This window comes from Hyphomicrobium sp. MC8b (assembly GCF_905067615.1).
Taxonomy (GTDB): Bacteria; Pseudomonadota; Alphaproteobacteria; order Rhizobiales; family Hyphomicrobiaceae; genus Hyphomicrobium_B.
Genome location: NZ_LR898465.1, coordinates 1,392,001 through 1,409,702, shown reverse-complemented (window position 1 = coordinate 1,409,702; position 17,702 = coordinate 1,392,001). Strand labels below are relative to the sequence as shown.

General features: G+C 59.9%; 16 protein-coding genes. 11 read left to right on the top strand and 5 right to left on the bottom strand.

Annotated elements, in window-relative coordinates; all coding sequences use genetic code 11:
- Positions 1-112 precede the first annotated feature (112 nt).
- The 5 genes from topA (at position 113) to rpmG (ending at position 6,673) form a co-directional block, all read left to right on the top strand.
- On the top strand, positions 113-2,902 hold the full coding sequence (gene topA, locus ACLB1Z_RS06825; RefSeq protein WP_409563237.1) for a type I DNA topoisomerase: 2,790 nt from the start codon (positions 113-115) through the stop codon (positions 2,900-2,902).
- A 23-nt stretch (positions 2,903-2,925) separates the two neighbouring features.
- The gene (gene rnr / locus ACLB1Z_RS06820; RefSeq protein ID WP_409562620.1) at positions 2,926-5,202 is read left to right on the top strand and encodes a ribonuclease R; all 2,277 of its coding nucleotides are present in this window, start codon (positions 2,926-2,928) and stop codon (positions 5,200-5,202) included.
- 57 nt (positions 5,203-5,259) lie between these two features.
- Positions 5,260-5,718 (top strand): DUF983 domain-containing protein, encoded by a 459-nt coding sequence (locus ACLB1Z_RS06815; RefSeq protein ID WP_409562619.1) that lies wholly within the window; start codon positions 5,260-5,262, stop codon positions 5,716-5,718.
- Positions 5,719-5,724: 6 nt separating this feature from the next.
- The gene (locus ACLB1Z_RS06810) at positions 5,725-6,429 is read left to right on the top strand and encodes an NUDIX hydrolase (protein ID WP_409562618.1); all 705 of its coding nucleotides are present in this window, start codon (positions 5,725-5,727) and stop codon (positions 6,427-6,429) included.
- Positions 6,430-6,505: 76 nt separating this feature from the next.
- A complete protein-coding gene (rpmG, locus tag ACLB1Z_RS06805) occupies positions 6,506-6,673 on the top strand; it encodes a 50S ribosomal protein L33 (protein WP_013946760.1) in 168 nt (55 codons plus the stop codon).
- Between the two features lie 578 nt (positions 6,674-7,251).
- On the opposite strand, the gene ACLB1Z_RS06800 is transcribed toward rpmG, so the two are convergent.
- A complete protein-coding gene (locus tag ACLB1Z_RS06800; protein WP_409562617.1) occupies positions 7,252-8,622 on the bottom strand; it encodes a PleD family two-component system response regulator in 1,371 nt (456 codons plus the stop codon).
- A 24-nt stretch (positions 8,623-8,646) separates the two neighbouring features.
- The gene (locus tag ACLB1Z_RS06795) at positions 8,647-9,081 is read right to left on the bottom strand and encodes a response regulator (protein ID WP_409562616.1); all 435 of its coding nucleotides are present in this window, start codon (positions 9,079-9,081) and stop codon (positions 8,647-8,649) included.
- Between the two features lie 143 nt (positions 9,082-9,224).
- On the opposite strand from ACLB1Z_RS06795, the gene ACLB1Z_RS06790 reads away from it, so the two are divergent.
- Complete coding sequence (locus ACLB1Z_RS06790; protein WP_409562615.1) at positions 9,225-9,494, top strand: DUF3572 domain-containing protein; 270 nt, start codon at positions 9,225-9,227, stop codon at positions 9,492-9,494.
- A gap of 7 nt (positions 9,495-9,501) precedes the next feature.
- On the opposite strand, the gene ACLB1Z_RS06785 is transcribed toward ACLB1Z_RS06790, so the two are convergent.
- The gene (locus tag ACLB1Z_RS06785) at positions 9,502-10,386 is read right to left on the bottom strand and encodes a cell envelope integrity EipB family protein (protein ID WP_013946756.1); all 885 of its coding nucleotides are present in this window, start codon (positions 10,384-10,386) and stop codon (positions 9,502-9,504) included.
- Positions 10,387-10,516: 130 nt separating this feature from the next.
- Between ACLB1Z_RS06785 and ACLB1Z_RS06780 the strand changes: the two genes are divergently transcribed.
- The 5 genes from ACLB1Z_RS06780 to ACLB1Z_RS06760 all read left to right on the top strand — a co-directional run bounded on the left by ACLB1Z_RS06780 (position 10,517) and on the right by ACLB1Z_RS06760 (position 14,215).
- Entirely contained in the window at positions 10,517-10,978 is a 462-nt protein-coding gene (locus tag ACLB1Z_RS06780) for a RidA family protein (protein ID WP_409562614.1), read from the top strand.
- A gap of 4 nt (positions 10,979-10,982) precedes the next feature.
- A complete protein-coding gene (locus ACLB1Z_RS06775; RefSeq protein WP_409562613.1) occupies positions 10,983-11,735 on the top strand; it encodes a glycerophosphodiester phosphodiesterase family protein in 753 nt (250 codons plus the stop codon).
- A gap of 117 nt (positions 11,736-11,852) precedes the next feature.
- A complete protein-coding gene (locus ACLB1Z_RS06770; RefSeq protein ID WP_409562612.1) occupies positions 11,853-13,025 on the top strand; it encodes a GNAT family N-acetyltransferase in 1,173 nt (390 codons plus the stop codon).
- Positions 13,026-13,069: 44 nt separating this feature from the next.
- A complete protein-coding gene (locus tag ACLB1Z_RS06765) occupies positions 13,070-13,489 on the top strand; it encodes an HIT family protein (RefSeq protein ID WP_409562611.1) in 420 nt (139 codons plus the stop codon).
- 84 nt (positions 13,490-13,573) lie between these two features.
- On the top strand, positions 13,574-14,215 hold the full coding sequence (locus ACLB1Z_RS06760) for an NAD(P)-dependent oxidoreductase (protein WP_409562610.1): 642 nt from the start codon (positions 13,574-13,576) through the stop codon (positions 14,213-14,215).
- A 71-nt stretch (positions 14,216-14,286) separates the two neighbouring features.
- Here ACLB1Z_RS06760 and clpA read toward each other — a convergent pair whose 3' ends face one another.
- Both clpA and clpS read right to left on the bottom strand, forming a co-directional pair.
- Positions 14,287-16,740, bottom strand: coding sequence for an ATP-dependent Clp protease ATP-binding subunit ClpA (clpA, locus tag ACLB1Z_RS06755; protein ID WP_409562609.1), 2,454 nt, complete (start codon positions 16,738-16,740; stop codon positions 14,287-14,289).
- A gap of 7 nt (positions 16,741-16,747) precedes the next feature.
- Positions 16,748-17,095 carry an ATP-dependent Clp protease adapter ClpS gene (gene clpS / locus ACLB1Z_RS06750; protein WP_029670871.1) on the bottom strand — a complete coding sequence of 116 codons (348 nt, stop codon included), beginning with the start codon at positions 17,093-17,095 and terminating at the stop codon, positions 16,748-16,750.
- Positions 17,096-17,702: the final 607 nt, after the last annotated feature.

The following is a 17,702-nucleotide window of genomic DNA, read 5'->3' as shown; positions in this document are numbered from 1 at the left end:
TTTGACAGCGCCGCGGCGATCAACCATGTTCCCGGCCCGCCGGGCGGCCGAGATGAAGCCCGCAGATCCGCAGCATTTGCGGGTTGAACGGCGTGAGGAGCGAAATCGCCAGATGAACGTCGTCATCGTCGAATCCGCCGCTAAGGCCAAGACGATCAATAAATATTTGGGTTCGGGGTACAAGGTCATCGCGTCCTACGGGCACGTGCGCGACCTGCCGGCCAAAGATGGCTCTGTGGAGCCCGATCATGATTTCAACATGCACTGGGAAGTCGATACGAAATCCCAGAAGATCATGCGCGAAATCGCCGAAGCGGTAAAAAAAGCCGACAAGCTGATCCTCGCGACCGACCCTGATCGCGAAGGCGAAGCCATCTCCTGGCACATCCTGCAAATTCTCAATCAGAAGAAGGCGCTCGGCAAAGACACCGAAGTCGAGCGCGTGGCGTTCAATGCCATTACCAAGCAGTCGATCCTCGCCGCGCTGAAAGAGCCGCGCAAGATCGACGAACCGCTGGTTGACGCCTACCTCGCCCGCCGGGCGCTGGATTATCTCGTTGGTTTTACGCTGTCTCCCGTCCTATGGCGCAAGCTTCCGGGCTCGCGTTCGGCGGGCCGCGTCCAATCGGTGGCGCTTCGCTTGGTTTGCGACCGCGAGGCCGAGATCGAGGCGTTCAAGACCGAAGAATACTGGACGATCGAGGCGCTCCTTTCGACCGCCAAGAACGAAGACGTCCGCTCACGCCTCGTCGCCATCGACGGCACGGTGCTGAAGAAGCTCGATATTAAAGACGAGGCGACCGCGACGGCGATCCGCAAGGCGCTGCTCGGCCAGGATTTCCGCATCGCGTCCGTTGAGAAGAAGGCCACGAAGCGCAATCCGTTTCCGCCGTTCACGACGTCCACGCTCCAGATGGACGCCTCCCGCAAGCTCGGGTTCTCGGCCAAGCAGACGATGCAGATCGCCCAGCGCCTCTACGAAGGTGTCGACATCGGGGGCGAGACGGTCGGCCTCATTACTTACATGCGAACCGACGGCGTCCAGATCGTGCCGGAAGCCGTCAGCCAGATCCGCGACGTGATCTCGGCCGAATACGGCAAGAACTACACGCCGTTCGCACGCGAATACAAAACCAAGGCCAAGAACGCCCAAGAAGCGCACGAAGCCATCCGCCCGACCGATCCGCGCCGCAAGCCGGACCAGGTCCGCAAGCACCTCGAAAAGGATCAGGCGGCACTTTACGACCTGATCTGGAAGCGCACCATCGCCAGCCAAATGGCCGCCGCCGACATCGAGCAGACGACGGCAGAAATCGACGTCAAAGGTTCTGACGGCAAAGCTTATGGCCTCCGCGCCAACGGCTCGGTTCTGATGTTCGACGGCTTCCTCAAGGTCTACGAGGAAGGCCGCGACGACCGCGTTCGCACCATCGAAAAAGGCAAGGACGACACCGCCGACGAGGACGACGACAGCCGTCGCTTGCCGCCGCTCGCGGTCGGCGATCGCCTGAAAGACAAAGAGATCAGCGCCGACCAGCATTTCACGCAGCCGCCGCCGCGCTTCTCCGAAGCGACGCTGGTGAAGCGCATGGAAGAGCTCGGCATCGGCCGACCGTCAACGTATGCCTCGACGATGGCCGTGCTCGTCGACCGCGATTACGTTCGCATCGAAAAGAAGCGCCTGATCCCGGAAGACAAGGGCCGTCTTGTCATCGCGTTCCTCGAAAGCTTCTTCAAGCGCTACGTTGAATACGATTTCACGGCGGACCTTGAGGAAAAGCTCGACCTCATTTCGAACGACGAGCTGGAATACAAACAGGTGTTGCGCGATTTTTGGCGCGACTTCATGGCGGCCGTCGGCGAGATCAAGGATCTTCGCGTCGGCGATGTCCTGGAAGCGCTGAACGAAATGCTTGGACCGCACGTCTTCCCCGATAAGGGCGACGGTAGCGATCCGCGCCTCTGTCCGAAGTGCGGCACAGGACGCCTGAGCCTGAAAATCTCAGGTAAATACGGCGCCTTCATCGGCTGCGGAAATTACCCTGAGTGCAACTATACCCGTCAGTTGACGCAAAGCTCCGACGGCGACGCCGCCGCGCTCGACGGCAAAATCCTCGGCTACAACGATGACGGTCTTGCCGTCACGATGAAGACGGGCCGCTTCGGACCTTACATCCAGCTCGGCGAAGCCGAAGGCGACGAGAAGCCGAAGCGCTCGAGCATTCCGCGCGGCATCGACGCTGCGACCCTCGATTTCGAACGCGCGATGCAGCTTCTGTCGCTGCCGCGCGATGTTGGCGAGCATCCCGACGAAGGCGGCATGATTACAGCCGGTCTCGGCCGTTTTGGGCCGTTCATCGTACATGAGAAGGACGGCGCGAAAACGTACGTCAACCTCGAAAGCCTGGAAGACGTCTTCACGATTGGCCTCAATCGCGCTGTCACGCTCATCGCTGAAAAGCGCGCAGGCGGCGGCAAGAGCCGCTTCCAGCGTAACGCACCGAAGGTCGTTAAGGACCTCGGCGTGCACCCGAGCGAAGGCGGAGCAGTGCAGGTGCTCGAAGGCCGTTATGGTCCCTACGTCACGCACAACAAAGTCAACGCCACCGTTCCCAAGGCGAAGAACCCCGCCGAGCTGACGATGGACGAAGCCGTCGCTCTCATCAACGAGCGCATCGCCAACGGCGGTGGCAAGAAGGGCAAGCCCGCGCGCGGTGCCAAGGCAAAAGCCGCGAAGGACGACAAACCCGCGAAAGCGCCAAAAGCTGACAAGGCCGCACCGAAAGCCGCGAAGAAGCCAGCTGCGACGAAAACCGCAGCGGCCAAAGCCGAAAAAGCGCCAGCCAAGAAAGCGCCGGCAACGGCCGCTGGAGCCAAGAAACTCGCGAGGGCAAAGGCCTGACCGCAAAACGACGAGGCGCAAAGGTGGCCCGCAAATCGAGCCCGGCGCGAGCCCCGGCCGATGGCGGTCTGCCGAGCAAGGAGCAGATTCTCGAATTCCTGAATTCCGCTCCGGGCAAAGCCGGCAAGCGCGAGATCGCTCGCGCCTTCGGCGTATCAGGCGGCGCGAAGATTGCGTTGAAGCGCCTGCTCGCCGAAATGACGGACGAAGGCGCCCTCTCAGGCGACAAGAAGCACCTGCGCGAAAAAGGCAAGCTGCCGCCCGTCACGACGCTTGAAGTCACCGGCCGCGATGACGACGGCGACCTTCTTGCTAAACCTCTTCAGTGGGAAGAGTCCGACGGCAAGCGCCCAGTCGTTCGCGTTGTCGCGACCCGCGATGGACGCGACGCGGAGATCGGCATCGGCGATCACATTCTGGCGCGCCTACAAAAGTTGCCCCGCGGCAGCGGGCAGGCGTCTTACGAAGCGACGCCGATCAAGAAGCTGCCACGCGAGAAGCGCCGGCTGCTCGGCATCTTTCGTGCTGCCAAGCGCGGCGGCGGAACCATTGAACCGATCGACCGCAAGGAATTGAAGAGCTGGCCGATCCTGCCCGACGACATGGGTAGCGCGGAAGACGGCGACCTCGTGCGCTTCCAGCTCAATCGCCGCGGCCGCTTCGCAACGCCGCGCGCAGAGATCGTCGAAAGCCTGGGCAATCCGGACGATCAACGCAAGATTTCGCTCATCGCCATTCACGCCCACGGCATCCCAGAGGACTTTCCTGAATCCGTCCTGCAAGAGTGCGAGACGCTCCCGCCTCCGACGATGGACAGGCGCACGGACCTCAGAAACGTCCCGCTGTTGACGATCGACCCCATCGACGCCCGCGACCATGACGACGCCGTCCATGCCGAGCCCGACACCGATCCGAAAAATTCCGGTGGCTTCATCGTCACCGTCGCCATCGCTGATGTCGCCCACTACATTCGTCCTGGCTCGAAGCTCGACCGCGAGGCGCAACTGCGCGGCAACTCGGTCTACTTCCCAGATCGCGTCGTGCCGATGCTGCCGGAGAAAATCTCGAACGATCTGTGTTCGCTACGTGAGCTTGAGGAACGCCCCTGCCTCGCCGTTCGCATGATCTTCGACAAGCATGGCGAGAAGCGAAAGCACACGTTCCTTCGCGCCATGATGAAGTCGGCTGCGAAGCTCTCCTACCAGGAAGCGCAGGCCGCCATCGATGGTAAACCCTCCGACAAATGCCAACCGCTAATGGAGCGCGCGCTGCTCCCGCTGTGGGCTGCCTATCGCGCCGTCGCGAAAGCCCGCGAAAACCGCGGCCCGCTCGACCTCGATCTGCCCGAGCGCCGTATCGTGCTCGACGAGGAAGGCAAGGTTGCGCGCGTCGTCACACCGGAACGACTCGAAGCCCATCGCCTGATCGAAGAGTTCATGATCCAGGCGAACGTCGCTGCCGCCGAGACGCTCGAAGAAAAGCGCCTGCCGCTCGTCTATCGCGTTCACGATCAGCCCAGCCCCGAGAAGCTCAAAGGCCTGCGCGACTTCCTCGAAACGCTCGATATGAAAATTCCGCACGCGGGCGCACTGAAGCCGGAAGCCTTCAATCGCGTGCTTGAGCAGGCGAAAGACCTTCCCGTACCGGATCTCATCAGCGAAGTGATCCTGCGTTCGCAATCGCAAGCCGAATACAATCCGAAGAACATCGGCCACTTCGGCCTGAACCTCGTCCGCTATGCACACTTCACGTCGCCGATCCGCCGCTACGCCGACTTGATCGTCCATCGCGCGCTGATCCGCGCATTGAGCCTCGGCCCCGACGGATTGACCGATGATGAAATTCCGCGTCTCGCGAGCGTCGCCAAGGCCATCTCAGATACCGAGCGCCGCGCCATGTCCGCCGAGCGCGAGACGACCGACCGTCTGATCGCCGCTCACTTGGCCGATCGCATCGGAGTGACGTTCACGGCGCGCATCGCGGGCGTGACGCGCTCGGGTCTTTTCGTGCGCTTGAAGGACACCGGCGCCGACGGCTACATCCCGATTAGCAGCCTCGGCAACGACTACTATCACCACGTTGAAGCTGCCCACGCGCTGATCGGCGCCCGATCCGGCGAAGGCTATCGCCTCGGCGACACCGTCGAGGTCCGCCTGCTTGAAGCCATCCCATCGGCGGGGGCATTGCGCTTCGAAATGCTGACGGAGCCCTCACCCGGCAATTTCGGCTCGGGAAAGACATTGCGGCGCAACACGGGTGGCAAACGAAAATTCGGAAAGTTCCGCAGGCAACGACGCTGACGCCGCAGGCCGGCGCCTGATCTTGACCTGAAAGATGAGAGGCCCCATCACGGAGTCATGGCAAATTTGGCCGACAAGATCATCGATGCTGATGCCCAGACGGACCGTAATGTCTGGCAGGCCATGAGGCGCGGCTGGCGACAGCGCTGCCCGAGCTGCGAGACCGGCCGGATCTACGGCAAATATCTCAAAGTCAACGATGTCTGCTCCGATTGCGGCACGGAACTGTTTCATCAGCGCGCCGACGACGCCCCACCCTACTTCGTCATGACGATCACCGCACACGTCATCGTCGCCGGCATTCTCATCACCGAACAGCTCTATTCTCCGCCAACCTGGGTTCAGCTTTCGATCTGGATGCCGGCGCTGGTGATCTTAAGCCTCTGGCTGCTGCCGCGCGTCAAAGGCGCATTAATAGGGTATCAGTGGGCGCTGCGGATGCACGGCTTCGGTGATCCGAGCCTCGACGAGCCTGAGAAATGGCCGCCGCCTCCGGCCGAGACGGACACGCGGTAACGAGCCGTGTCCGCGGAACCTCTCGAAAATTCTACGTCCGATGTTCCCGTTCGCGACGCCGCGTGCCTACTCGTCGCCGACCTCAGCAACGCTGAACCCAAACTGCTGATGGGACGCCGTCATTCCAATCAAGTCTTCCTGCCCAACAAATGGGTCTTCCCCGGTGGCCGCGTCGAAGACGAAGATCGCCACTTCGCAAAGCAGTTCTCAGGACAATTCTCGCCTGCCGATCTGGCCGATGAGATCAAACCTTTTGCGCTTGCAGGCATCCGCGAGCTTTTCGAGGAGACAGGGCTGCTGATCGGCAAAGAAGGCGCGCTGCCCGAAACATTGCCTGCCTGGCAGACGTTTGCCGCATCAGGGCACGCCCCTGCTCCCGCGAACCTTATTCCGTTTGCGCGCGCGATAACGCCGCCTGGCCGCGTTCGCCGTTACGACACCTGGTTCTTCCTTGCAGTTTCCGAAGCGGTCTCTGCCGATCGCTCTGCGACGGACGACGAGCTGCTCGATCTTGGGTGGTTTACGTTATCGGAAGCCGCGGCGCTCGATTTGCCAAACATCACGCGGCTTGTGCTTAATGACGTGGCCGAACTTCTCGAAGCCGCGCCGGTATTTCGCAACAGCGCCGAACGCCTGCCTTTCTATTATTCCGCAGGCTCATCCTTCCACCGCGACCTGATATCGTGTAAAGTCGCACCTCCGATGCCTTGACACGGCAAAGTTGACGCGTATGTTGCGCGCTCCCTGGCCAAGGTTTCTTGGCATTTTTCACTTAAGGCCACGATCCATGGCAAAGCCAGTCACGCAGAAAATCAAATTGTTGTCGTCCGCCGGAACCGGTTTCTTCTACGTCACGAAGAAAAATCCGCGCACGGCAACCGAAAAGCTTGTTTTCAAGAAGTACGACCCCGTTGCGCGTAAGCACGTGGAATTCAAAGAAACAAAAATTAAATAAACCGTGCTGCTGCTCAGCCGATTACGGCTGAACTTGACGGATATCAATCGTGTTGAGGAAGCTCTGGCTGATGATGTGGCCAGGGCTTAAAGCAAACTCGGCAGCGGGGTAAATCGTTCCGAGACAGCTTCGCAACCCTGGCCACGACCGGGCGAGGTTCAAAGAGGGCGTTGTTCCCCACCCAGCTTCGCGATCGATCCTCCGCAACCGTTCGAGGAGGCCACTCGTGTGGTCGCTTGGTTCGATCATACCCACTCTACCAGGCTTTGCGGCGGGCCCGATAGCGCGGGATTTTATAGGCGTCACCTAGCGGCGAGTGCACGCAAGGCCGACGTCAAAATCGTAAGAATTCCTATTTATCCCCACTTAGACGCGTAGATTGGTGCCAGATTACGACGCGGAAAGCAACAACTGCTTTACTGTGTCGCCGGCGCTACGATTCACGCAAGCTTGCTTGTATGGCGTTCACGACTAACCGCCAGAAAAGCATAGCTATTTTCTGACATCTGCGTGACGGTTGCGTTGTTCTCAAATTGCGGCTTGCCCGCAAGCAACGTGACTTTCGGCTAAAGTCTCATTTACGCGGCGTCGACCACAACGCGGTTCCGGCCGCGTCTCTTGGCGATGTAAAGGGCGCTATCCGCCCGCTTGAACATCGTCTCCGGCGTGTCGTCTGCCGTCTCCAACGTGCCGATCCCGACGCTCGCCGTCACCCGGATATTCTGACCATCACCGATCCGGAATTCATCGGAGGCAACGCATGCGCGCAGGCGCTCGCCGACCTGATAAGCGTGCGTTAGATCAGTGTCCGGCATAATGATCACGAACTCCTCGCCGCCGAACCGGCAGGCAAGATCGATCCCGCGCGTATTGCGCCGCAAGCGCACGGAAAACTCCCTCAGCACTTCATCACCGACATCGTGCCCGTAGGTATCGTTGACGTTCTTGAAGTGATCGATGTCGGCGACCAGCATCGACAGGCTGCGCCCGGTCCGGACCGCTTCCGAAACAAGCGTCCGCAAATGGCCTTCCATGTAGCGACGGTTATGTAGCCCAGTCAGCGAATCCGTAATCGACAGCTCGACGCTTTCCGCGAGCCGATGGCGAAGAAAATCCGAATGCCGCTTCCGCTTGATCTGGGTTTTGACACGCGCCAGCAGTTCATGGCGATCGATCGGCCGCATCAGGTAGTCGTTGACGCCCATATCGAGGCCGCGCAGCAGGCGCGCTTCATCGCCAGGCTCGACCAGCATGATGACCGGTAGATGCCGCGTCCGTTCGAGCGATCTGACCTGCGAGCAAAGCCGCAAGCCGTCCGAGCCGCTCAATGAAAGACTGACGATGAGCAGATCAAATCCGCCCTCCGCGAGCCGAACGAGCGCGGTCTGCGCATCCCGTTCGAGATGCGCGTCGTTCGCGCGCGACAGCACTTCGAGCAGACGCGTCGCCGACCGCTCATGATCGTCGACCAGCAGAACACGCCCCGTCCTCGCCGACAGAGCCCGCGCGAGCGAACCGTCGTCGGGAATGCCCATAGTACGGCCCGTCGACGCGCGCATCATCATTTCGTCGTTGAGCATTTTGAGGCGTGCAAGGTTCCGCACGCGCGTCACGAGCGCGATGTCGTCGACCGGCTTGGTGAGGAAATCGTCCGCACCGCTCTCCAGCCCGAGCACCTTGTCGGACGGCTGATCGAGGGCGGTGACCATGACGACGGGAATGTGGTGCGTGAGATGACTGCCTTTGATGCGTCGGCACGTTTCGAAGCCATCCATGCCCGGCATCATGACGTCGAGAAGCACGACGTCAACGCTCTCATGCTCAAGGATATCCAGCGCCTGCTGCCCGCTGTTCGCCGTGAGAACTTCGAAATATTCCGCCTGAAGCCTCGCTTCGAGAAGCTTCACGTTTGCCAGAATATCGTCGACGACGAGAACGCGCGCGGTCATGAGCTGAAAAATCTTTGAAGAATACTAGGCCTTCGATGCACCGATGAACTTCCGGACGGTTTCGAGGAAAGACGTGACGGAGATCGGTTTCGAGATGTACGCTTCGCAACCGCCTGAACGGATGCGTTCTTCATCGCCTTTCATCGCGAAGGCCGTGACCGCGACGATGGGAATTTGGCAAAGCGTATCGTCGTCCTTTAGCCAGCGCGTGACCTCTAGCCCGGATACCTCCGGCAGCTGAATGTCCATCAAGATGAGATCGGGACGATGCTTGCGCGCAAGTTCGAGAGCCTCGAAACCATTGCGCGTCTGAATTGTCTGATAACCGTGCGCAACAAGGAGATCGTTGAAGAGCTTCATATTGAGCTCGTTGTCTTCAACGATCAGGACAGATTGCGCACCGAGCCGCGGCTCGGGCGAACGACGCTCGACGCTCATTCCCGTTTCCTGATACGTCATAGCAACCGCCTAGGCTCCTTGCGGCCGTTGTGCACCGATTCTCGGTTGAATTGGCGCTCGACTTTGCCCCTGAAAGCGGTAACCAACAGTTAACGACACCTCGACGATTAGGTAACCATATGTTCCGATCGAAGCCCGCGCGATTGACCGAGGAACGAGCAGAAGCACTCGCGTTGCAGATACTGACGTACGTGCTCGCCGACCCCAAGCAGATTTCGCGCTTTCTGGCGCTGACCGGAAGCGACCCGCACGACCTTCGCAACATCGCCTCTTCGCGCGAGATGCAGCTGGCGACGCTCGAGTTTCTATTGTCCGATGAAGGGCTTCTTCTGGCATTTTGCCAGGAGAACGGGATTGACCCGGCGCTGATTGCACCGGCCCATCAGCTACTCGCCAGCCCGATCGACGACTGAAGTAAATTTATTTCGTCGGCGCCGCCGTGGCGGGGCACTTACCGGGTTCAAGGAAAGTCAGCTCCTTGAGATCGCCCCTGATCGAAAACTCACCGTAATCGATCTTGAGATCGCTCGTCACGCCATTCTCGAAATAGCGGAACGACAGCTCGTAAGCGGGCGTCTGATCTTCGTGCTCTTTGCCGGCGTCGAAATAGCTGATCGTCATCGGCCAGGATTCGACCTTCGCCAGCTGATCGGCACCCTTGAACGTGCCGACAGACGCATCCGGACCAGTCCCGAACTTTTTGCCGATGATCGTGTTGGTTAGGTAGTATTTCTCGCCCTTCTCCGAACCGTCGTAGAGATTGGCGGTGAACATCTTGACGCCGCTCTTGGCGGCTTGAACCAAGGTCGAAGCGTGCTGCATAGGGAAATAAATGTCGGTCGGCAGCGATAACCGCTTCTTGGCGGGCTTCACGAGATCGACACCGACGACCGGCGTCGCGCCCTTCGTCCTTAGCGCATCACCTTGGCTCGAATCCGCTAGCTCATCATTCTGATATTGCGTCGATGAAAAACGGAGCTTCTTGGCGTCCGCCTCTTCCCAGCTGGAATTTCTAAGATCGCTGACCGTCTCGACGCCGTCCTGGTTCGTCATCACAGTGACGAAGCGCATGTTCTGCGTATAACCCTCGCACGGCGAGCCCTTCAGCTCATAAACCATCCGGCCGACGATTCCGGTCACGCCCGAGCCAGCCGAAGCATCGCCCAACGATAGATCGTATACGGCGCGATGCGGCGAAAACGGCACAAGCTCTGCAGCTGCCGCAGAATGGCTCGCCATTCCCGATGCAAGGCCCGCTACCAGGGTCGAAAGCGCTACCAAAGCGTAGCCAAAACGCGTCGTCATCGAACTTAGCTCGCTCTCCGGGCAGAAAAGGCTATAGGTACCGCAAACAAGATGGCAGATAAAGCATTTACAAAAGGGCGTTGCGACGGCCACAAGCTACTGAACAACCTAAACATCGAGTAATCTTTCAATGACCTCCATCGAACAGCGGCTGGCCGAATTGGGCTTAAAACTCCCCGAGGCTCCGCAACCCGTCGCCAACTACGTGCCGTTTCTTCTTTCGGGCGATCAACTCTTCATTTCAGGCCAGGTCGCCAAGGACGGCGCCGGCCGCATTCTCACGGGAACGCTCGGCGCCGGTGTCTTGATCGAGGAAGGCCAGGATGCCGCTCGCCACTGCGCACTCAACCTGCTGGCGCAAGCCAAGGCCGCCCTCGGCGATCTCGGCCGCATCGTGCAGGTCCTGCGGCTCACAGGCTTCGTCGCCTCCGCGCCCAACTTCTATGACCAGCCGAAAGTCATCAACGGCGCATCCGACTTGATGGTCGCCGCCCTTGGCGATGCAGGCCGCCACACCCGTTCCGCCGTTGGAGTCGCGAGCCTGCCGTTGAACGCCTGCGTCGAGATCGACGCCATCTTCAAGGTGCGCTGACGTCATGGCCGATCATGCCGCGTTTTTCCGGCCCGTCGCGCACCGTGGGCTGCACGACAGCAAACGCGGCATCATCGAAAACACCTGCCCCGCATTCGAAGCGGCCATTGCTGCCGGTTACGGCATCGAATGCGATATCCGTCCGATCAAACGCGGCGTTCCGGTCGTTTTTCATGACGAGACATTGCAAAGGCTCGTCGGGGGCCGCGGCCTCGTCGCCGACCTGAAGGAAAGCGACCTCAAAACGCTGCGCCACCGCGACAGCAACGCACCCATTCTCACGCTCGCCGCACTGCTCGATCTGGTCGCCGGACGCGTGCCACTTCTGATCGAGATCAAAAGCGAGTGGGAGCCGCCGAACAAAACGTTCATCGCCAATATCGCAGCGGCAGTCGCGGCGTACCCAGGCCCCATCGCGTTGATGTCATTCGACCCCGCCGTGATGGTCGCGATAAGGACGGCCGCCCCTGAGATCCTGCGCGGTATGGTCTCCGGCAGCTATGAGGGACCGAGCTGGTGGCCGCGCAAAATCAGCAAGTCCCGGGCCAAAGATCTTCGCGATCTGCTCGAATCGGGCGCCGTCGCACCTGATTTCTACGCCTACGAAGTCGATGCGCTGCCAACGCCCGTCACCCAATTCGCGCGCCGGACGTTAGGTCTTCCCGTTTTCACCTGGACGGTCCGTACCGCCAAACAGCGCCGCATCGCCGAAACATGGGCAGATGCCATGATCTTCGAGGGTTTCCGACCCGAGTAGCCGCAGCCCGCGACATTGCGTGCCTCCCGCGCCGCGCCCGACAGCCCTGCCGTGTAATCGCTTTGATCCTATATCAAGGCGTTGCAGAGACTTTGCGCAGGCGCGACAAACGACCGAATGCCGATATTTTCCGACACCGCCGTCCATCTCGTTCCTTCGATCGCGACGCTCGACGCCGCGCAGTGGGACGCATGCGCCAACCCCGATCCCGCAACCTTCAACCCGTTCGTCAGTCACGCCTTCCTGAGAGCATTAGAAGACTCCCATACTGTTGGCCGGCAGACCGGCTGGCTGCCGCGCCACCTCGTCATCAATGACGATGATGGAAACATCGCTGCCGTTGCCCCTGCCTACGTCAAATCCCACAGTCAGGGCGAATACGTTTTCGATCACGGCTGGGCCGATGCTTATGAGCGCGCAGGCGGGCGCTACTATCCAAAGCTTCAGATTGCCGTCCCGTTTACGCCGGTTCCCGGCCCGCGCCTTCTCGTCAAACCAGGCGAAAAAGCGCGGGCCGACGAACAAGTGCTGGCAGCCGCCGCAATTGAAGTCGCGCGCCAGGGCGGACTGTCATCCGTACACCTGACCTTCCTGAATGCCGAAACGGCCGAACGTTTGAAAGACCTCGGCTTCCTAACGCGTGTCGGCCAACAGTTCCATTGGCAGAACGACGGCTACGTATCATTCGATGATTTTCTGGCGTCGCTCGCCTCGCGCAAACGCAAGGCCGTAAAAAAGGAACGGCAGGCCGCCCTGGCACCCGGTATCGAGATCGAGCAGATCTCGGGCAAAGACATCACCGAAGACCATTGGGACGCGATGTTCACGTTCTACATGGACACCGGCAATCGCAAATGGGGCCGCCCCTACCTCAACCGCACGTTCTTTTCGCTGCTGGGCGAGACGATGGCCGAACACTGCCTCCTCGTATTCGCCAAGCGCGACGGGCGCTACATCGCAGGCGCTCTCAACATGATCGGCGGCGATTGTTTGTACGGCCGCTACTGGGGCGCCACGGAGCACCATCCTGCCCTGCATTTCGAGGTCTGCTATTACCAGGCAATCGATTATGCCATCGCCAACAAGCTGCCGCGCGTCGAAGCGGGCGCCCAGGGCGAGCATAAGCTCGCGCGCGGCTACCTGCCGGTCGAAACCTATTCGGCCCACTGGATCGCCGACCCGTCGTTTCGCCGCGCCGTCGAGCGTTTCCTGACGCAAGAACGTGAGGCCGTCGCCCAGATGAATGCCGACTTGACCGAAATGGGTCCCTATCGCAAAGACGAGGCCTGAAGCGGCCCCGGCCGGGTGCCGCGATACCGGGCCGAGCGAACACCATGTCCTACGACAATTCCAATATCTTCGCGAAAATCCTGCGCGGCGAAATCCCGTGCCACAAAGTCTATGAGGATGCTGACGCCATCGTCTTTATGGACGTGATGCCCCAGACGTCGGGCCACACGCTCGTTGTGCCGAAAAGGCCGTCGCGCAACCTGCTCGATGCCGATCCGGCTGTGCTCGCAAAGATCATCCCGCTGGTGCAGAAGGTCGCCATCGCCGCCAAAGCCGCCTTCAACGCCGACGGCATCAGCATCGCCCAATTCAATGAACCGGCTGGCGGACAGACAGTGTTTCACCTGCATTTCCACGTCATGCCGCGCTTCGAGGGCAAACCCCTTCAGCTGCATGCGCGCCAAATGGAAGATGCCGCCATTCTTGCAGCCAACGCCGAGAAGCTGAAAGCAGCGCTGGCGTAACCTAACTAGGTGACGAGCCGGGCGTGCTCCCCTTCACGGCACGCCCTCGGAAGCCCACTTCTACACTCCATAAGGAGGTGCGCCTTGTCCGTTGTCCTTATTATCGGCGCTAGCAGCGGGATCGGCTACGAAACTGTGAAAGCCGCTCTCTCTGCTGGTCACGAAGTTCGCGCATTCTCGCGCTCAGCAAAGAACATATCGATTAGCCACCCTAAACTCGTGAAGCTCAACGGTGATGCGCGCTCGAGCGCAGATGTCAGTGCCGCGATGCAAGGCGTGGACGCTGTCATTCAATCACTTGGCGTCAAAACGCTAACCGAGCTTGCCTTTGGCACAACGATCTTTTCCGAAGCAACGTGCATCATGGTCGAGCGGATGCAGCAGACTGGCGTTCACCGCCTTATCATGGTGACTGGTATCGGCGCCGGGAACAGCCGCGGCAGAACCAACTTCCTCTACGACTACATGCTGTTCCCATTGTTTCTGCAGCGCGTCTATTCCGACAAAGACATCGCCGAAGATATCGTTCAGAAAAGCAACCTCGACTGGACTATCGTCCGGCCGGGATTGCTGACAAATGCGCCGGCCAAGAAGCGCTATAAGGTTCTAAATGACATGAAAGATTGGCGCGGAGGCGCAATATCCCGCGCCGATGTCGCGGACTTCATGGTCAAGAGCCTCGCTGATCCAACCACGTACGGCAAGACGCCGATCCTCGTCGACTGACTTTGCTCCAAACAAAAAAGCACGGGAGTTTACTCCCGTGCTTTTGTATTTCTTCGCGGCAGGAGCTGCGATTACTCGTCCTTCTTCTTCCGCGGCACGCTCGGCACCGCACCCGATCCGTTGGGCTTGTCACCCTTCTCCTTCGGACCGGGAAGTGCCTTCTTTGGCGTCGCGTCGGCCAGGACCGGCTGCGGGCCATCGTCTTCGTCGGTTTCTTCGTCGTCCGGCGTCTTCACCTTCTTCGAAGGATCGAGCGGCAGGAAGTCGAACGTCAGCGTCCGATCCGGCCCTTTGCCGGCGACCAGCACCTTCACCGTGCCGCCGTTTTCGAGCTTGCCGAACAGCAACTCTTCTGCCAGCGGCTTCTTGATGTACTCCTGGATGACGCGCGCCAGCGGACGAGCACCGAACTTCTCGTCGTAACCCTTCTCCGCAAGCCAGCGCGTCGCCTCATCCGACAGCTCGATCGAAACGCCGCGATCCGCGAGCTGCGCTTCGAGCTGGAAGATGAACTTCTCGACGACCTGCGCGATGATCTCGGGCGGCAACCCGGCGAACGGCACGACGGCATCAAGACGGTTGCGGAACTCAGGCGTGAACAGCTTGGCCACGGCTTCCGTGTCCTCGCCTTCGCGCTTCGTTCGATTGAAGCCCATCGGCGGCTTGGCCATGTCGGACGCACCCGCGTTCGTCGTCATGATCAGCACGACGTTGCGGAAATCGACCGACTTACCATTATGGTCCGTCAGCTTACCGTGATCCATGACCTGCAACAGAATGTTGAACAGGTCCGGATGCGCCTTCTCGATCTCATCGAGCAGCAGCACGCAGTGCGGATGCTGATCGATGCCATCAGTCAGAAGGCCACCCTGATCGAAACCGACATAGCCCGGAGGGGCGCCGATCAAACGGGAAACCGTATGCTTCTCCATGTATTCCGACATGTCGAAGCGCAGCAGTTCGACGCCCATCAGGTTCGCAAGCTGCTTGGCAACTTCCGTCTTGCCGACGCCAGTCGGACCGGAGAACAGGTAGCAGCCGATCGGCTTCTCGGGCTCGCGCAAACCGGCACGCGCCAGCTTGATCGCGCTCGAAAGCGCTTCGATCGCCTTGTCCTGACCGAACACCAGCCGCTTCAGGTCGCGCCCGATGTGCGCAATGACTTCAGCGTCGCTCTTCGTGACGGTCTTCGGCGGAATGCGCGCCATCGTTGCGACTGTCGCTTCGATCTCCTTAGTGGTGATCTTTTTCTTCCGCTTGCTTTCGGGAAGCAGCATCTGCGACGCGCCGGTTTCGTCGATCACGTCGATCGCCTTGTCCGGCAGCTTACGGTCGTGGATGTACTTCGCCGACAGTTCGACCGCGGCCTTAATGGCCTCGTTCGTGTACTTGATCTTGTGATAGTCCTCGAAGACCGACTTCAGACCCTTCAAGATCTCGATGGCATCCTCGACGGACGGCTCCTTGACGTCGATTTTCTGGAATCGACGGACGAGAGCGCGATCCTTCTCGAAGTGCTGGCGATACTCCTTGTAGGTCGTCGAGCCGATGCAACGCAGCGCGCCCGACTGAAGCGCCGGCTTCAGCAAGTTCGAAGCATCCATCGCGCCGCCCGACGTCGCACCCGCACCGATAACGGTGTGGATCTCGTCGATGAACAGCACGGCTCCCGGGAAAGCTTCGACCTCCTTCATCACGGCTTTGAGCCGCTCTTCGAAGTCGCCGCGATAGCGCGTGCCGGCAAGCAACGCGCCCATATCGAGCGAGAAGATCGTCGCGCCCTTGAGAACGTCGGGAACTTGCCCCTGCACGATCTTGCGCGCCAAGCCTTCAGCGATGGCCGTCTTGCCGACGCCCGGATCGCCAACCAGCAGCGGGTTGTTCTTCTGCCGGCGGCAGAGAACCTGAATCGTGCGCAGCACCTCTTGCTCGCGCCCGATCAGCGGATCGATCTTGCCGTCACGGGCCTTTTTATTGAGGTTGACGCAGTAAGTATTGAGCGCGTCGCCGGGCTTCTTCTCTTCGCTCTCTGTCGAATTGACTTCCTCGTCGACGCCGCGAACCGTCCGCGGCTCGAACATGCCCGGCCGCTTCGCGATGCCATGTGCGATATACTGCACCGCATCGAAGCGCGTCATTTCCTGCTCCTGAAGGAAGTAGGCGGCATGGCTTTCGCGCTCCGAGAAAATCCCGACCAGAACGTTCGCGCCCGTCACCTCTTCGCGTCCGGATGTCTGCACATGCACGATCGCCCGCTGAACGACGCGCTGGAACGAATTCGTCGGATGCGCATCCCTGGCCGACTTGGATACGATCGGCTTCAGTTCCGTATCCAGATATTCGATCAGGCGCGCCCTGAGCTGCTCGAGATCAACCGAGCAGGCACGCATCACGGCGGCCGCATCTCGGTCGTCAACGAGCGCTAGAAGCAGGTGCTCCAGCGTCGCAAATTCGTGGTGACGGACGTTTGCATACTGCACCGCCCGGTGCAGCGAGGCTTCAAGATTTTTGGAGAGCGATGTCAATCGAGTCCTACTCTTTCTCCATGGTGCATTGAAGAGGATGGCCATGCTGCCGCGAGAAGTCCATGACCTGCGTCACCTTGGTTTCAGCAACCTCGTACGTATACACGCCGCAAATACCGACACCTTTATGGTGGACATGAAGCATGATGCGGGTGGCATCTTCCTGTCCCTTGTTGAAGAAACGCTGCAGCACGAGAACGACGAACTCCATCGGAGTGAAGTCGTCGTTCAGCAGAAGAACTTTATATAGGTTCGGCTTCTTCGTTTTGGGACGGGTCTTCGTGACAATACCCGTCTTGGAGTCACCATCGCCGTCATCACGGCGCGGACCATCGGGCGGCTCATTCGCTGCCATGCGGGCAGCGTGCACCAGGGAGTGGATGTCCACCTTCTTCATCGCGTGCCTCGGGCAAACCCCGAATCCATCGGATCTCCTAAAGCTATCCCGCAACCTTCAACCGTTGGAGGCAGAAAAGTTACGCTTTCACTGCAAACGCATGCCCGCAGGGACAACTGTCTCTCTCGCCAAATGTTCAAGCTAAACACCCGTGTTCATCAAGCCTGTAATATAGGCACGCTGACGAGCAAAAAATAGAACGAGCCATGCGGCGCTTCAGACAGGCTAGAAGCATGGGACAATGTCGTTTCAACAGATGCTCGCCACCCTCATGCCCCCCTCTTGGCCCTTCCGCAGATGCCGCGGCGGCCAACAGTCCGGTCTCGCCCCGCGCGTCGTCATGCGGGCCATAATCAAGACCTTAGCGCCCAATAATGGGACATCCAAAGGGGTAAATTTTACCTTGCCCCTTAACGCTAACGAAGTCCTTCAGCTCCTACAGTGACGCTGGCACCTGGAAAGCGCCGAAAGCCTCTTTGACGCCAAAAAGGTGCCCAAAAACAATGCTCTTCTTGCCGATATCGGCGGGTGGGGCGCCAGTGGGAGCCGGTCGGCAATCCCACGA

Excerpts from the sequence above, each read along its gene's own strand:
- topA (WP_409563237.1), top strand. The coding sequence starts at position 113 with ATGAACGTCGTCATCGTCGAATCCGCCGCTAAGGCCAAGACGATCAAT.
- ACLB1Z_RS06815 (WP_409562619.1), top strand. The coding sequence starts at position 5,260 with ATGGCAAATTTGGCCGACAAGATCATCGATGCTGATGCCCAGACGGAC.
- rpmG (WP_013946760.1), top strand. The coding sequence starts at position 6,506 with ATGGCAAAGCCAGTCACGCAGAAAATCAAATTGTTGTCGTCCGCCGGA.
- ACLB1Z_RS06800 (WP_409562617.1), bottom strand. The coding sequence starts at position 8,622 with ATGACCGCGCGCGTTCTCGTCGTCGACGATATTCTGGCAAACGTGAAG.
- ACLB1Z_RS06795 (WP_409562616.1), bottom strand. The coding sequence starts at position 9,081 with ATGACGTATCAGGAAACGGGAATGAGCGTCGAGCGTCGTTCGCCCGAG.
- ACLB1Z_RS06785 (WP_013946756.1), bottom strand. The coding sequence starts at position 10,386 with ATGACGACGCGTTTTGGCTACGCTTTGGTAGCGCTTTCGACCCTGGTA.
- ACLB1Z_RS06780 (WP_409562614.1), top strand. The coding sequence starts at position 10,517 with ATGACCTCCATCGAACAGCGGCTGGCCGAATTGGGCTTAAAACTCCCC.
- ACLB1Z_RS06775 (WP_409562613.1), top strand. The coding sequence starts at position 10,983 with ATGGCCGATCATGCCGCGTTTTTCCGGCCCGTCGCGCACCGTGGGCTG.
- ACLB1Z_RS06770 (WP_409562612.1), top strand. The coding sequence starts at position 11,853 with ATGCCGATATTTTCCGACACCGCCGTCCATCTCGTTCCTTCGATCGCG.
- ACLB1Z_RS06765 (WP_409562611.1), top strand. The coding sequence starts at position 13,070 with ATGTCCTACGACAATTCCAATATCTTCGCGAAAATCCTGCGCGGCGAA.
- clpS (WP_029670871.1), bottom strand. The coding sequence starts at position 17,095 with ATGGCAGCGAATGAGCCGCCCGATGGTCCGCGCCGTGATGACGGCGAT.